This is a genomic window from Pseudonocardia sp. DR1-2 (assembly GCF_023717215.1).
GTDB classification, from domain to species: domain Bacteria; phylum Actinomycetota; class Actinomycetes; order Mycobacteriales; family Pseudonocardiaceae; genus Pseudonocardia; species Pseudonocardia alni.
On the sequence record NZ_JAMQOF010000003.1, the window covers coordinates 614,272 to 629,853 of the forward strand.

Consider the following 15,582-nt stretch of genomic DNA (forward strand, 5'->3'; position numbering starts at 1 on the left):
CGGGACACCCTCCGAACTGCTCCGAACGCCGACGGCCCGGGCCGCGCGAGGCGGTCCCGGGCCGTCGGGGTGGGCGGTGGGTCAGTGGGCGAAGTGCCGCGTCCCGGTCAGGTACATCGGCACGCCCGCCTTCGCGCAGGCCGCGACGACCTCGTCGTCGCGGACCGAGCCGCCGGGCTGCACGACGGCGGCGACCCCGGCGTCGAGCAGCACCTCCAGCCCGTCGGGGAAGGGGAAGAACGCGTCGGAGGCGGCGACCGAGCCGCGGGCCCGGTCCCCGGCCCGGGTCACGGCGAGCTTCGCCGCGTCGACCCGGTTGACCTGGCCCATGCCGACGCCGACCGCGGCGCCGTCGTGGGCGAGCAGGATCGCGTTGGACTTCACCGCGCGGCAGGCACGCCAGGCGAACGCGAGGTCGTCGAGCACCTCGGGGGCGACGGCGTCGCCGGTGACGAGCTTCCAGGCGGCCGGGTCGTCGCCGTCGGCGTGGACGAGGTCGCGCTGCTGCACCAGCAGCCCGCCGGAGATCGGGCGGAGCTCGGTGCCGGTGCGGGCGGCGCCGTCGGGGATGCGGAGGACACGGACGTTCTTCTTGCGCTGGAGCACCTCGAGGGCGCCGTCGGCGTAGCCGGGGGCCACGACGACCTCGGTGAAGATCTCGGCGACCTGCTCGGCCATCGCGACCGAGACCTCGCCGTTGACCGCGATGACCCCGCCGAACGCCGACACCGGGTCGGTGGCGTGCGCCTTGCGGTGGGCCTCGGCGACGTCGGCGCCGACCGCGATCCCGCACGGGTTGGCGTGCTTGATCACCGCGACCGTGGGGCGGTCGCCGTGGTCGTGCGCGGCGCGCCAGGCGGCGTCGGCGTCGACGTAGTTGTTGTAGGACATCTCCTTGCCGTGCAGCTGCTCGGCGCCGGCCAGGCCGGAACCGGTGCCGTCGGTGTAGAGCGCGGCGGACTGGTGCGGGTTCTCGCCGTAGCGCAGCGGGCGCTCGCGGGTCCAGGTGGCGCCCACCCACTCGGCGGAGGCGTCGTCGTCGCCCGCGGGGAACTGCTCGCCCATCCAGGTCGCGACCGAGACGTCGTAGGCGGCGGTGTGCCGGTAGGCGTCGGCGGCCAGCCTGCGGCGGTCCTCCACGACGAACCCGCCCGCGCCGACCTGCTCAAGCACCCAGGCGTAGCGCGACGGGTCGACGACGACCGCGACGCTCTCGTGGTTCTTCGCCGAGGCCCGCACCATCGCCGGGCCGCCGATGTCGATCTGCTCGACGGCCTCGTCGCGGCCCGCGCCGGACGCGACGGTCTCGCGGAACGGGTAGAGGTTGGACACCAGCAGGTCGAACGGCGCGATGTTCAGCTGCTCGAGCTGCGCGAGGTGCTCGGGCTTGCGGGTGTCGGCGAGCAGCCCGGCGTGCACCCGCGGGTGCAGGGTCTTGACCCGGCCGTCGAAGCACTCGGGGAACCCGGTGACCTCCTCGACGGGGGTGACCGGGACGCCGGCGTCGGCGATCCGCTGTGCGGTGGAGCCGGTCGAGACGATCTCCACCCCGGCGGCGTGCAGCCCGGTGGCCAGGTCGAGGAGACCGGCCTTGTCGTAGACGCTGATCAGGGCCCGGCGTACCGGCCTGCGCTCACTCACTGTTCACCTCATGGGGTTGGGCGGCGGCGGCGAACCGTCGCACGGTCGCGACCAGCAGCCGTCGTTCCTCGGTCTTGATGCGCTCGTGCAGGGAGGTCTCGTCGTCGCCCGGGAGCACGGGGACCTCCGCCTGCGCGAGCACCGGTCCGGTGTCGAGCCCGGCGTCGACCTCGTGCACGGTCGCGCCGGTGACGGGCACCCGGGCGGCCAGCGCGTCCCGGACGGCGTGCGCGCCGGGGAACGCCGGCAGCAGCGCCGGGTGCGTGTTCAGCATCGGGCATCCGAGCGCGTCCAGGAAGGCCGGGGAGACGAGCTTCATGAACCCCGCCCCGACGACGAGGCCCGGCCGGTGCGCGAGGACGGCCGCGGCGAGCGCGGTGTTCCAGGCGTCGCGGTCGGGGTGGTCGGCGACCCGCTCGACGAAGGTGGGGACACCCGCGGTGCGGGCCCGGTCGAGCCCGGTGGCACCTGCCCGGTCGGCCCCGACGGCGACGACGGCGAACCCGGCGCCCGCGGTGTCGAGCAGTGCCTGCAGCAGGGTGCCGCTCCCGGAGACGAGGACGACGACCCGCAGCGCCCCGTGCCGCTCCTGCGCGCCCACCGTGTCCCTTCCTCGCCGGTCCGGGCCGCTCCACGGCCCCTGGCCAGGGTAGACGCGCCCTCCGACGACGAGGGCGCCCGGTGCGGTGGCCCGGGTCACCCGGCCCGGCCGGGCGGTTCAGTCGTCCCGGGAGCGGTCGCGGGGGCGGGTGATCCGGTCGGTCCGGCCGTCGGTGCGCCGGTCGGACGGGTCCCCGCCGTCGGTGTCCCGGTCGGGGCGGCGCCCGGCTGCGCGGCGACCGTCGGGGCCGTGGTCCCCCGCGTCGTCGCCGTCGCCGTCGCCGTGGTCGGGGTCCTCGTCGTCGCCGGCGGGGTCACGGCCGGCGGAACCGTCGACGCGACGGGTGGCCGTGCGACCGGCTCCGTCGGGCTCCTCGTCGGGGGCGGCGTCGGAGTAGGGGTGGAGGTCGTCGTGGCCCCCGTCGTCGTCCCACGCGGCGTCGGCACGGCGGGCGGGCGCCCCGGCGGTGCGACGGCGTTCGACCAGCTCCCCCACCGTCGACCCGCGACGGCGGTCCCGGGCCGCCCGGGCCCGGTCGACCGCGGTCCGCGACCGGTCGGTGCCGCCCATCGGGACGTGCCGGGCGAGCTCGGTCCCGGCGCAGGTCAGCACGGCCGGGATCCCGACCAGCAGCAGCGCGCAGCCGAGGACCGCCCACGGGTGGAACGACACCGGGTCGTAGGGCCCGCCCGCGAGCGCACCCCCGGCGAGCGCCGCCGGGACGGCCGCCCCGACCGCGACGACCACGGCCGCCAGCGCCGGTGCCACGACCCGGTCCACGACCGGCGCGTCGTCGGCCAGCGCCCGCCGGCAGGCGATCCCGCCGAGCACCCCCGCGACGACGGGCAGCAGCACGACCAGCACCGCGGCCGTCGGGACGGTGGTGACGGGCAGGACCACCGCGGGCGGGAACGGCGGCAGCGGACCCGGCTCGACGCCGAACGGACCGGAGCGGGCGATACCGACCGACACCCCCGCGCCCAGCGCCCAGGACAGCGCCCCGACCAGGGCGTTCGGCAGGTACCCGATGCTCAGCACCAGCACCCCGACGCCCGCCCAGGCGCCGGGGGCGATGCGCTCGGCGGTGTCGGCGACGTCCGAGGCGCTCGCGACCAGCGCCACGGTCAGGACGAGGGCGGCGACCAGCAGCAGCGCGGCGGCCGCGACCCTGGCCCCGGCGAGCGCCGCGCCGGGCCAACCCGCCAGCACCCGCTTCCAGGCCGCCGGCGCCCCGCAGGCGTGGACGACGCCGATCCCGGCGGCCGCCCCGGCCACCAGCCCGGCCCCGATCATCGACGCCCAGGGGGCGGTGACGGCCATGTCCCGCGGCAGCAGTGCGCCGGCGAGCACGGCGAGCGCGGCGGCGGCCCCGGCCTGGGACGCGACGACGGCGCCCGCGTCGTGCCGGACCCGCCCGCCCAGGCGGAGCACCGCCCAGCGCGAGCAGAAGGCGACCAGCGCGACGACCACCAGCGTCGGCAGCAGCGGCAGCACCCCGAACGGGCGCCCGTCCACCGCGACCGGGATGAGGTGCGCGGCCAGCCACAGCGGGACGGCTGTGGCGAGTGCCCCGTCCGCGGTGACCGCGACGCCGCCGGTGCCGGTCAGCAGCGCCGCCACCGGGACGAGCATCGTGTACCCGGCGAGGACGGCGCCCATCGTGGCCACGAGCAGGATCCGCAGCCGGTCCAGCCCGGTGCCGGTCCCGGTACCGCGCGTCGGGGTCCGGGCGGGGCGGCGGCGCCCCCGCTCCCGGTCCGCGACGGCGGTCGCGCGCCCACCGCGGGACCGCTCCGGTGCGGGCCCGGTGGACCGGGCCCGGGAGGCCGGGCGGCCGCGGGCGGGACGGGGCGGGGTGGTGCTCACCCGGTCAGCGTCGCAGCGAACGCGGCCCGGGAGGGGCAGGCACGCCGCGACGTGCCGGGACCCACGGTTCCCTCCGCTCAGGCGGAGCCCTCACCGCCGGGCCGGAAGGTGCGGGTGGCCTCGTCGTCACCGGACGCCGGGGCCCCGGGGCGCTCGGTCTGCTCGCCGGGCGCCGGGGCGGAGCCGGAGCCGGGGATCGCGGAGGGGCGGGTGACGCCCGCGTCGTCCCCGGTACCGCTCGCGCCCGCCGGGTGGGGGGTGGTCGGGGGCGGGGCCTGCTCGCCTCCCGGCGCGCCGGTCACCGCGGCGGCGCGGTCGCCGTAGGACACCCCGGAGAAGGCGCCGCCCGCGCCGGACGGCGTGTGCGGTGCCGCGTCCGCCTGCGGGGTGCGGCCGCCGACCGCGTGACGGCCCGCGTCGTCGCCGGTCCGGTCCTGCGCCCCGGGCACCTCGGGCGCGCCGTGGGCCCCGGACTGCCCCGGGTACTGCCCGGCGGCGGGCTGCGACGCGGCGGGCACCGCACCGGGGGCGCCGTACGCGGCGGCACCGGCGTGATCCGCGCCGGGCTGCACCGCACCGGACTGCGCCGCACCGTGGGCGGCGCCGTACTGGCCCGCTCCGTACTGGCCGGCGCCGTACTGGCCGGCGCCCGGCTGGGCGACACCGTGCTGTCCCGCACCGGGCTGCCCCGCGACGTGCTGTCCGGCGCCGTACTGGCCCGCACCGGGCTGGCCGGGGGCGTACGGGGCCGCGCCGGGCTGGGCGGCGTAGGGGCTCGCGCCGTACTGGCCCGAGGCGTAGGGGTCCGCGCCGTAGGGCGTCGCACCGGAGGCCGCACCGTACGGGGCCACGGCACCCGGCTGGCCCGCACCGTAGGGCTGCTGCGGCATCCAGGGCGGCTGCTGGCCCGGCGGGACCTGGCCGGGGCCGGGGCCCCAGCCGGGCTGCCCGACGTGCGACGGGCGCTGCGCCCGCGGCGCGGGGGCGGAGACGACACCGGACAGGAGGAGCTGGGCGTAGAGCAGTGCGGCGGCGGCGAGCAGCGCGACCACGAACACGACCCACCCGAGCGTGCCGCCGACCGCCCCGGTGCCGCTGCCGGCCAGGAGCAGCAGCATCGTCAGCGCCCCCGTCGTCGACAGGACCACGCCCGCGACCAGGGTGCGCCCGGTACCGGGCAGCAGGGTGAGGCCTCCCGCGACGCCACCGGCGACGACCATCGCGACCGGGAACAGCCCGGTCGTGACGTCGAAGAAGGTCAGGACCAGCGCCAGCAGGGCCAGCACGGCCCCCGCCAGGACGGCGACCCGCACCGTCGGAGCGGGCGCGGCCTGCTCCGGAGCCGGGACGGCCCCGGGCTCGTTGCTCGACATGACGACCACTCCCGTGTGACGGACGGACTCGCTGCACCGCACGCTAGCCGATGCCCCCGACCCGGCCGGGTGAGGCGCTCGGGGTGCACACAGCACGACGCGCGGGCACCCGGGAGAAGTTCCCGGGGCCCGCGCGTCGGACGTGCGACCCGAACTCCGATCAGGCGGAGAGGATCTCCTTCATCAGCGCGGCGGTCTCGGACGGCGTCTTGCCGACCTTGACACCGGCGGCCTCGAGGGCCTCCTTCTTGGCCTGCGCGGTGCCGGCCGAGCCGGACACGATCGCGCCGGCGTGGCCCATCGTCTTGCCCTCGGGGGCGGTGAAGCCCGCGACGTAGCCGACGACCGGCTTGGTGACGTTGGCCTTGATGAAGTCCGCGGCGCGCTCCTCGGCGTCGCCACCGATCTCACCGATCATCACGATGGCCTCGGTCTCGGGGTCCGCCTCGAACGCCTCGAGGGCGTCGATGTGGGTGGTGCCGATGACCGGGTCGCCGCCGATGCCGATGGCGGTGGAGAAGCCGAACTCACGCAGCTCGTACATCATCTGGTAGGTCAGCGTGCCGGACTTCGACACCAGGCCGATCCTGCCCGCGCCGGCGATGTTCGCCGGGATGATGCCCGCGTTGGACTTGCCGGGCGAGATGATGCCGGGGCAGTTCGGGCCGATGATCCGGGTCTTGTTGCCGGTGGCGACCGCGTGCGCCCAGAAGTACGCCGAGTCGTGCACCGGGATGCCCTCGGTGATGACCACGGCCAGCGGGATCTCGGCGTCGATGGCCTCGATCACGGCGTCCTTGGCGAACTTCGGCGGGACGAAGATGACCGACACGTCGGCGCCGGTCTCCTTGATCGCCTCCTCGACCGTGCCGTAGACGGTGACGTCCTTGTCGCCGATGGTGTGCGTGGTCCCGGCCTTGCGGGCGTTCACACCACCCACGATGTTCGTCCCGGCGGCGAGCATCTTGGTGGCGTGCTTGGTGCCCTCGCCGCCCGTGATGCCCTGGACGATGACCTTGCTGTTCTCGTTGAGGAAGATCGACATGTCTCAGGCTCCAGCGTTCGCGAGCTCGGCGGCCTTGGCGGCCGCGTCGTCCATCGTGCCCACCACGGTGACGAGCGGGTGGTTCGCGTCGGCGAGGATCTGACGACCCTCCTCGACGTTGTTGCCGTCCAGGCGGACGACCAGCGGCTTGGTCGCGTCGTCGCCCAGGATCTTGAGGGCCTCGACGATGCCGTTGGCGACCGCGTCGCAGGCGGTGATGCCGCCGAAGACGTTGACGAAGACGCTCTTGACCTCGTCGTCACCCAGGATGACGTCCAGGCCGTCGGCCATGACCTGCGCCGAGGCGCCGCCGCCGATGTCGAGGAAGTTGGCGGGCTTGACCCCGCCGTGCGCCTCGCCGGCGTAGGCGACGACGTCGAGGGTGCTCATGACGAGCCCCGCGCCGTTGCCGATGATGCCGACCTGGCCGCCGTCGAGCTTGACGTAGTTGAGGCCCTTGGCCTTGGCCTTCGCCTCGAGCGGGTTCTCGGTGCGCTCGTCGACCAGGTCCGCGTGTTGCGGGTGCCGGAAGTCGGCGTTGGTGTCCAGGGTGACCTTGCCGTCGAGGGCGATCACCTTGTCCTGCGGGTCACGGACCAGCGGGTTGACCTCGACCAGCGTCGCGTCCTCGGAGACGAAGGTCTCCCAGAGCTTCACGATCACGTTCGCGGCCTCGTCGGCGACGGCGGCCGGGATCTTGCCCGCGGCGACGATCTCGTCGGCCTTGGCCTTGTCGACTCCGGCGATCGGGTCGATGGCGATCCGGGCCAGCGCGTCCGGGCGCTCGACGGCCAGCTGCTCGATCTCCATGCCGCCCTCGGCCGAGCACATGGCCAGGAAGGTGCGGTTGGACCGGTCCAGCAGGAAGGAGAAGTAGTACTCCTCGGCGATGTCGCTGGCCTCGGTGACCAGGACCTGGTGCACGGTGTGGCCCTTGATGTCGAGGCCCAGGATGGCCTCGGCCTTCTCCTTGGCCTCGTCGGCGTTCTCGGCCAGCTTCACGCCGCCGGCCTTGCCCCGACCACCGGTCTTGACCTGTGCCTTGACCACGACGGCGGTGCCCAGCTCGGCCGCCGCGGCCGCCGCGTCGGCGGCGTTGTCCACGGTCCGGCCCGGCAGCACCGGGACTCCGTGCGCGGCGAAGAGGTCCTTCGCCTGGTACTCGTAGAGGTCCACTCGGCTCTCCCGCTCCACTTCGCTCTCGCCGCGACCGGCGCGACCCCGGCTCGTTCTCCGGGCGCGCCCCGCACAGGTGGCGGGCGGCAGCGGTCGCGGACGTCGGTGATGCTGCGTCGGGGAGCCTAGCCACGCCGCGCGCACCGGTCCTGACCTGGGCCGGTGACCGCTGTCACCCCGTCGGCGCAGTGCTCGATTCAGATCGGCCGACCGAGTGATCGGGGCCACCGATCGTCCCGCGACACAGCAGAATCCTGTGACCTGCCTTACCTTTCGGACATGGCGACGTCGCTACCCGGAGGCGCTCGCCTGCGCGCGATCGCCGACGGGGCGCTGTCGACAGTGACGGCCGCGACGTCCGATCTCGGGCAGGCGGCGGGATACGCCGCGCGGACCTTCACCTCGCGTGCGGGACTGCGCGGACTGGCACTGGAGGGCGCCTGGCTGGCCGCGCACCTCGCGCTGTACCCGATCGGGCTGGCCGAGGAGACCGTCCGGCCGCACGGCCACTGGCGCACCGACAGCCTGCCGCCGGTCAAGCGCAGCCTGGTCGTCGCCGACCCCACCGCCGCCGGGACGCCGATCCTGCTGGTCCACGGCATCATGGACAACCGCTCGGTGTTCACCGTGTTCGCCCACGAGCTGCGCCGGCGCGGCTTCGGGGTGGTGCACGCCATCAACTACAGCCTGTTCACCGACGACGTCCGCACCGCGGCGCACGAGCTGCGCGGCCACGTCGAACGGCTGCGCGAGGCCACCGGGTCGGACCGGGTGCACATCGTCGGGCACTCCCTCGGCGGGGTGATCGCCCGCTACTACGTGCAGCGGATGGGGGGCGACGCCGTCGTCGACACCCTGGCGACGCTCGGCAGCCCGCACTCGGGCAGCAACCTGGCCCGGATCGCACCGCTGCCGCTGTGCCGTCAGCTCTGCCCCGGCTCGGCGATCCTGCGCGAGCTGGACGAACCGGCCCCCGGCTGCCGGACCCGGTTCCTGGTGGTCTGGTCGCGGATGGACGAGATCATCGTCCCGCAGCGGAACTCCCGGCTGCGTCACCCGGACCTCGACGTCACCGAGCTGGAGCTCGACGACGTGGGCCATCTCGCGCTGCCGGTGGACCGGCGCACCGTGCACTTCGTGGCGAGCACGCTGGCCCGCGGGGAGGCGGAGCGGCGCGAGCACGACCGGGTGCGCGACCGGCGGCTGCGCGGGTCGCTGCGGCTGGTCGGCCGGCACGCCGCCGAAGGCGCCTGAGCGCCCGGTCCGGGCGGGGGAACGGGATCCTCCGTTCGCCGTCGCGTCGCCGACCGCCCGACCGGTCGTCGATGATCCACGACCGTCCGCAACCGCGCGGCGGGCCGCCGTTGCCGCTCGGCGAGGCCCGGGTTACCGTCGCGTTGTCCACGTCACGGACCGATCACGGTGATCGGTGTCGCCCCGAACGACGCCATCCCCCGACGGAGCCCCCACTCCGACGATCACCGCCGAACGGCCCGCGGCGCCCTGAACACCAGAAGGGCAGTCTTGTCGCGCCACCGCTTCCCCAGCGGCGCCACGCGACCGGAGGCCCGGCCCGGCACGCTCCCCCCTGTGCCGCCGGCCGGTCACCGGCTCCCGGCGCTCCCGGCTCCCCCGCCGGTGGTCTCGCGTACCCGTGTGACCGTCGCCGCGGCGGCCGGTGGCGCCCTGGTCGCGGCCGGTCAGACGGTCGCCGGTGCCCTCGGGGTGCCCGGCTGGGGCGGTGAGGCCGCGGTCGAGGAGGCCTACGCCCGGCTCGCCGCCTCGGCGATGCTGCCGGTGTCCAGCGACACCCGCCCGGCCGACACGACCGCCCCGATGGACACCTCCGCGATCGGCGGCGAGCAGCTCTCCGCGCAGGCCGCGTCGCTGCCCGACCTGGACTCCACCTCGAAGGTCGACGTCGCCAACCTGACGAAGGCCGCCCGGATGGGCCGCGAGGCCGCCAAGCTGGAGCGGGCCGTGACGACCGCGATGTCGCACGGCGCCCCGAAGGCGGTCATGTACAACGGCGAGGCCCTGGTCATGCCGACGGCCGGCCGGTTCACCTCCGGCTTCGGCGCCCGCTGGGGCGTGCAGCACAAGGGCATCGACCTCGCCGCCCCGATCGGCACCCCGATCTTCGCCCTGACCGACGGCGTCGTGGAGAAGTCCGGCCCGGCCAGCGGCTTCGGGATGTGGGTGGTGCTCAAGCACCCCGACGGCACCAGCACCGTCTACGGCCACATCAACCGGTCGTTCGTGCAGGAGGGCCAGCAGGTCGAGGCCGGCGACGAGATCGCCGAGGTCGGCAACCGCGGCCAGTCCACCGGCCCGCACCTGCACCTCGAGGTGTGGGAGCCGGACGGCACCAAGATCGACCCGCTGCCGTGGCTGGCCGCGCGCGGCCTCGACGTCACCGCCGCGACGGGCTCGCGCGACGCCTGACCGGCGGTCGCCGCTCCCCGGCGCGCCCGGACGGTCCAGAATGGCCGGGTGGCGGACGAGTCGGCGTACCGGGTGGGGGACGGCGAGCGACGGGCGGTCGACGCCCGGCTGCAGCGCGCGCACGGCGAGGGACGGCTGTCCCTGCCCGAGTACGAGGAACGCTCGGCGAAGGCCTGGGCGGCCCGCACCCGCGCCGACCTGGAGCCGTTGACCCGCGACCTCCCGGCCGACACCGCCGGGGCGTCCACCGCCGCCGTCGAGCAGGCGCCGACCACGGCACTCCCGGCTCGGGCACCGACCGGCGAGTTCGCCGCGGCCGCCGGGCGGCGCGCCGGCGGGATCCTCGCCACGGCCGCGCTGGTCGTCGCCGCCGTCTGGGGCGGGTCGCAGGTGCTGCCGCTGACCGACGGCGTGACGGTGTTCGGGTCCCGCACGATCGGGGTCCAGGCCGAGGCCCCGCGGGTGGGCGGGGTGCTGCTGTTCGGCTCGGTCGAGGTCGTGGTGCCCGAGGGCACCCGGGCGGACGTCTCCGGGTTCACCGTGTTCGGCTCGACCGACTGCCCGACGGCGTGCGCCGCGCCGGGCGACCGGACGGTGGACGTGCACGTCGTCGGGGCGTTCGGGTCGGTGAAGGTGCTGACCCCGGCCGAGGCCGCGACGCAGGACCGCGACGACGACTGAGGTCTACAGCTTCTGCATCGGGACGCCGCCGATCAGCATCAGCCGGACCGTCCCGCCCGAGCCGAAGTCGATCGTCACCGTCGCGCGCGGGCCGGTGCCGTCGGCCGCGACGACGGTGCCCAGGCCGTACTTGTCGTGGTTGACCCGGTCCCCGACGTCGAGGTGCAGCGACTGGTTGTTCAGCGACCTCTCCGGGACCTTCCAGCTCCCGCGGTCGGTCGCCTGCGGCCGCTTCCCGAACCCGAACCGCCCCACCGGCGCCGACGGCCGCTGTGCGGCGAGCTGCTCCTCGGTGCGCCGCCAGTCGAGCAGTGACGGGGGCACCTCGTCGAGGAAGCGCGACGCCGGGTTGGTGCTGGGCTGCCCGAACGCGGACCGGACGATCGCCCGGGACAGGTAGAGCCGCTTCTCCGCGCGGGTGATCCCGACGTAGGCCAGGCGGCGCTCCTCGGCGAGCTCCTTCGGGTCCCCGAGGGTGCGCAGGTGGGGGAAGATCCCGTCCTCCCAGCCCGTCAGGAAGACCACCGGGAACTCCAGGCCCTTCGCCGTGTGCAGGGTCATCATCGTGACCACGCCGGAGTCGTCGTCGGGGATGGAGTCCGCGTCCGCGACGAGCGCGACGCGCTCCAGGAACGCGGCCAGCGAGCCGGGCTCCGGGACACCGTCGGGGGTGTCGTCGTAGGTGTCGGCCTCGCCCTCGGGGGCCGCGCCGTCGGATGCCCCGTCGGCGGGGGCGGCACCGGACCCGATCGCGGCCCCGCCGTCCGGCGCCAGGTCCGCGACGGCGGCGTCCCCCGCGAACTCCCGCGCCACCGTGACGAGCTCGGCGAGGTTGTCCATCCGGGTGCCGTCCTGCGGGTCCTCCGACGCCTGCAGCTCCTCCAGGTAGCCGGTGCGCGCGTAGACGGCCTCGAGGACCTCGGCGGTGTCGTCGCCACGCTCGACGAGCTCGCGCAGCTCGTCGAGCATCCGCACGAACCCGGCGATGTTCTTCTGCGAGCGGGTCGCCAGGGCGGGGAGCCGCTGCGGCTCCTCGGCGGCGGCGCGCAGCGCGCGGGCGAACGAGGTGCGCTCGCGCTCGGCGTACTCGGCGACGACGGCCTCGGCCCGGTCCCCGATGCCGCGCTTGGGCACGTTGAGGATCCGGCGCAGGCTGACCGTGTCCTCCGGGTTGGACAGCACCCGCAGGTAGGCCAGCGCGTCACGGATCTCGCGGCGCTCGTAGAACCGCACCCCGCCGACGACCTTGTAGGGCAGCCCGACCCGCAGGAACACGTCCTCGAAGACGCGGGACTGGTTGTTGGTCCGGTAGAACACCGCGATGTCGGAGTTGCGGTACTCGCCGGTGTCGACGAGCCGGTCGATCTCGCGGGCGACGAACGACGCCTCGTCGTGCTCGTTGTCCGCGACGTAGCCGACGACGCGCTCGCCGTCGCCCGAGTCGGACCACAGCCGCTTGTCCCGCCGCTCCGGGTTGCGGGCGATCACCGCGTTCGCCGCGGACAGGATCGTCTGGGTCGAGCGGTAGTTCTGCTCCAGCAGGATGGTCCGCGCGTCCGGGAAGTCCTGCTCGAACTCGATGATGTTGCGGATGTTCGCGCCGCGGAAGGCGTAGATCGACTGGTCGGAGTCGCCGACGACGCACAGCTCGCCGGGACGCCCGTTCGCCGTGGCCGGCGCGACGAGCTGGCGGACCAGCTCGTACTGGGCGTGGTTGGTGTCCTGGTACTCGTCGACCATGACGTGCCGGAAGCGGCGCCGGTAGTACTCGGCGACGGCCGGCAGCCGGTCCAGCAGCGAGACCGTCTCCATGATCAGGTCGTCGAAGTCGAAGGCGTTCGCCTGGCGCAGCCGCGACTGGTAGACGCCGTAGACCTCGGCGATGCGCCGCTCGTGGTCGGTGGCGGCGCGCTCGGCGGCCTCGTCCGGCGAGACGAGCTCGTTCTTCAGGTTGGAGATCTGGGCGGCCAGTGCGCGCGGGGCGAACTTCTTCGGGTCCAGCTCCAGGTCGCGCCCGACGATGCCGACGAGGCGGCGCGTGTCGTCGGCGTCGTAGACGGAGAAGGCGCTGCGCACGCCGAGGTGCTTGGCCTCGCGCCGGAGGATCCGCACGCACATGGAGTGGAAGGTGGACACCCACATCGGCCCGGAGCGTCGCCCGACGAGGGCGTCGACGCGCTCCTTCATCTCGGCCGCGGCCTTGTTGGTGAAGGTGATCGCCATGACCTCGCCGGGGTGCACCCCGCGCTCGGCGAGCAGCCAGCCGATCCGGTGGGTGAGCACGCGGGTCTTCCCCGACCCCGCTCCGGCGACGATCAGCAGCGGTGAACCCGCATGCGTCACGGCCTCCCGCTGGCGGTCGTTCAGGCCGTCCAGCAGGCGGCGGCCCTGGGCCGTCGTCGGCTCGGCAGCGGCGGCGGGGCCCGTCCCGGGGAGTTCGAACAGCGCACTCATCGTGTCGAACACGGTACGCCGGGGGTCCGACGATCCCGCTCCGGCGTCGCCGGTCCCGGAAACCACGGCGGCCCGGTGCGCCGGGTGGTCTACACTCGCCGCGTGGCTCACGACAGGCGATTTCGCTACGGGTACCGGACCCCGGTTCCCGCTGCGCCGACCGTCTGAGCCCAGACGCCACCCGCACGCCCCGGAGTCCGACGGACCCGGGGCGTTCGCATGTCCTCGGTCCCGACGGCCCGTGACCGAGACGAGGAGACCATGACCGTGACCGACCCCGCCGCCCCGCAGCCGAGCTCCGGCCCGAGCACCGAGGTGCGCACCGGAGCCGACCCCGAGATCGAGCAGCTGCGCCGGGAGATCGACCGGCTCGACGCCGAGATCCTCGACGCGATCCTCCGCCGCACCGAGGTCTCGAAGCGCATCGGTGCCGCCCGCATGGCCGCGGGCGGACCGCGCATCGTCTACAGCCGCGAGATGGCGGTGCTGGACCGGTTCGCCGACCTCGGCCCCGAGGGCCGCGAGCTGGCGATGATGCTGCTGCGGCTGGGCCGCGGACGTCTCGGCGGCCGTTGACGGCCGTGTGACACCCTGTCGCGCCCGGCGACGGGGGCCGGAGCGGCGACCGCTCGGCGATTCACGCGCAGTACACAGGGCGACACGCCCACACGGGCCCCACCTGGGGTTCAGGTCGGGGCAGGCTTGCGCAGTGGTTGCCTTGCGAGGCAACGAGCAGGTCGAGCGGTCGGATACGGCCGATGAACGGGAACCACCCGATCGGGTGACCTGCGACGAGCGGAGTGTGATCACTTGGGGATCGAGGACTCTTTCCGGTACATCTTCCCAGGTCGAAATGACCCGAAGGAGGACGTGCGGCCGTGACCGACACACCTGCCGGAGCCCCGCTCCCCGGCGCCCCCGGCGCCACCGGGCCCCGCGACGTGGTGAGCGTCGCCGAACTGCTGGCGCGTCACTCGCGTGCATCCCACGCGTCCTCCGACGGCGCGGGTCCGCTCACCGGGCCCGTCCTGTCCGTCGGTGACCTGCTGCGCCGTGAGGGGCGTCCCCCGGTGGCCGACGGCGCGGCCGCCGACGCCGCGTCGGCCGGTGACATCGCCGCCGCGGGTGCCCCGGGCGGCTGGGGGGACATCGATCTCCCGCAGCCCCGCGCCGCGGCCGGCACCGAGGGCTGGACCGGCCGTCAGGTGTCGGGTCGCCGTCGTGCCGGTGTGGTCGCCGGCGCGCTGCTCGCCGCGGGCTCCGTGCTCGGCGCGGCGCTCTACAACGGCGTCGGCACCGAGAACTCCGACGCGCGCGCCGCCGCCGACGGCCTGTTCCCCGGCTTCGGCCTGCCCACCGCGGGCGACACCCCGGACACGCTGCCCGCCCAGTACCTCCCGGCGAACGTGGCGCTGAGCTCGCCGCTGCCGGACGCGCCCGCGACCGCCCCCGGCGCCACCGACTGGATGGCCGTCGCCTTCGGTCCGCAGCAGCCGGCGCAGGCCGTCGCGGCGGGCCGCACCCCGGGCACCGCCGGCGGGCCCGCCGTCGCGGTCCCCGCGCCCCGCACGCCCACCTCGCCCTTGACCGGGAACCCGGGCACCGGGTCCCCGTCGTCGCCGGCGGTCCCGGCTCCGCGCGGCTCCGGTGGGACGGGCTCGCCGCTCGCCCCGATCGTCGCCCCGATCAACAACCCGGACCGGCCGTCCGCGGGCAACATCCTCGAGCCCGTGACCGGCACCCCGCCGTCGCGCGGCGGGACCAGCACCGGTCCGATCCAGGACGTCACCGAGAACGTCCGCCCGGTCGGGGACGCCGTCGGTGGCGTCGTCGCCCCGGTCGCGCAGGCCGCGGCACCGGTCGGGAAGACCCTCGGCGGTGCCGTGTCCCCCGTGACCGAGGCCGTCCGCCCGGTGACGAACGCGGTCAAGCCCGTCACCCGGCCCCTCACCGACACCCTCGAGCCGGTGACGACGCCGGTGCTCGGCGCGCTGTCGCCGGTCACCGAGCCCGTCCTCAGGAGCACGGAGCCGCTCACCGGCCCGGTCCTGAAGGCGGCCGAGCCGGTCACCGGGCTCCTCGACACCTCCGCGAAGAAGGCCACCGCGGACACCGGTTCCTCGTCCTCGGACGCCACCCAGCCGCTGCAGGCCGTCACGAAGCCCGTGGGGCAGGTGGCCGGCACGGTGACCGAGCCGGTCGGGGGCGCCCTGTCCGGCGTGACCGAGCCGGTCGGCGGGGTGCTCGGCGGCGTCACGAAGGGCGCGGGCGGGCTCCTGGGCGGCTGACACGGTCGCTGC

General features: G+C 75.3%; 12 protein-coding genes. 5 read left to right on the forward strand and 7 right to left on the reverse strand.

Annotation, left to right across the window (positions count from 1 at the left end):
* Window positions 1–81 precede the first annotated feature (81 nt).
* From purH to sucC, 6 genes are all read right to left on the reverse strand, one after another.
* The gene (gene purH, locus ND486_RS11665; protein ID WP_251784367.1) at window positions 82–1,641 is read right to left on the reverse strand and encodes a bifunctional phosphoribosylaminoimidazolecarboxamide formyltransferase/IMP cyclohydrolase; all 1,560 of its coding nucleotides are present in this window, start codon (window positions 1,639–1,641) and stop codon (window positions 82–84) included.
* Window positions 1,634–2,242: a phosphoribosylglycinamide formyltransferase gene (purN, locus tag ND486_RS11670; RefSeq protein WP_208827067.1), complete on the reverse strand. Its 609-nt coding sequence runs from the start codon at window positions 2,240–2,242 to the stop codon at window positions 1,634–1,636. The genes purH and purN overlap by 8 nt, the downstream gene beginning before the upstream one ends.
* A gap of 117 nt (window positions 2,243–2,359) precedes the next feature.
* Window positions 2,360–4,108, reverse strand: coding sequence for a DUF6350 family protein (locus tag ND486_RS11675; RefSeq protein ID WP_251784368.1), 1,749 nt, complete (start codon window positions 4,106–4,108; stop codon window positions 2,360–2,362).
* 77 nt (window positions 4,109–4,185) lie between these two features.
* Window positions 4,186–5,481, reverse strand: coding sequence for a DUF5336 domain-containing protein (locus ND486_RS11680; RefSeq protein ID WP_251784369.1), 1,296 nt, complete (start codon window positions 5,479–5,481; stop codon window positions 4,186–4,188).
* A gap of 160 nt (window positions 5,482–5,641) precedes the next feature.
* Window positions 5,642–6,526 (reverse strand): succinate--CoA ligase subunit alpha, encoded by an 885-nt coding sequence (gene sucD / locus ND486_RS11685; RefSeq protein ID WP_073576419.1) that lies wholly within the window; start codon window positions 6,524–6,526, stop codon window positions 5,642–5,644.
* 3 nt (window positions 6,527–6,529) lie between these two features.
* Window positions 6,530–7,720 carry an ADP-forming succinate--CoA ligase subunit beta gene (sucC, locus tag ND486_RS11690; RefSeq protein WP_301549002.1) on the reverse strand — a complete coding sequence of 397 codons (1,191 nt, stop codon included), beginning with the start codon at window positions 7,718–7,720 and terminating at the stop codon, window positions 6,530–6,532.
* Window positions 7,721–7,981: 261 nt separating this feature from the next.
* Between sucC and ND486_RS11695 the strand changes: the two genes are divergently transcribed.
* The 3 genes from ND486_RS11695 (at window position 7,982) to ND486_RS11705 (ending at window position 10,828) form a co-directional block, all read left to right on the forward strand.
* A complete protein-coding gene (locus ND486_RS11695; RefSeq protein ID WP_073576420.1) occupies window positions 7,982–8,956 on the forward strand; it encodes a triacylglycerol lipase in 975 nt (324 codons plus the stop codon).
* 402 nt (window positions 8,957–9,358) lie between these two features.
* Window positions 9,359–10,147 (forward strand): M23 family metallopeptidase, encoded by a 789-nt coding sequence (locus ND486_RS11700; RefSeq protein WP_238590144.1) that lies wholly within the window; start codon window positions 9,359–9,361, stop codon window positions 10,145–10,147.
* A gap of 48 nt (window positions 10,148–10,195) precedes the next feature.
* On the forward strand, window positions 10,196–10,828 hold the full coding sequence (locus ND486_RS11705; protein ID WP_251784370.1) for a DUF1707 domain-containing protein: 633 nt from the start codon (window positions 10,196–10,198) through the stop codon (window positions 10,826–10,828).
* A 3-nt stretch (window positions 10,829–10,831) separates the two neighbouring features.
* Here the strand turns inward: ND486_RS11705 and ND486_RS11710 are convergent, their stop codons facing one another.
* Window positions 10,832–13,282, reverse strand: a complete 2,451-nt coding sequence (locus ND486_RS11710) for a UvrD-helicase domain-containing protein (RefSeq protein WP_251784371.1) — start codon at window positions 13,280–13,282, stop codon at window positions 10,832–10,834.
* Between the two features lie 261 nt (window positions 13,283–13,543).
* Here ND486_RS11710 and ND486_RS11715 point away from each other — a divergent pair, with 261 nt between their 5' ends.
* Both ND486_RS11715 and ND486_RS11720 read left to right on the forward strand, forming a co-directional pair.
* Window positions 13,544–13,858: a chorismate mutase gene (locus tag ND486_RS11715; RefSeq protein ID WP_251784372.1), complete on the forward strand. Its 315-nt coding sequence runs from the start codon at window positions 13,544–13,546 to the stop codon at window positions 13,856–13,858.
* Between the two features lie 302 nt (window positions 13,859–14,160).
* A complete protein-coding gene (locus ND486_RS11720) occupies window positions 14,161–15,570 on the forward strand; it encodes a hypothetical protein (RefSeq protein ID WP_251784373.1) in 1,410 nt (469 codons plus the stop codon).
* Window positions 15,571–15,582: the final 12 nt, after the last annotated feature.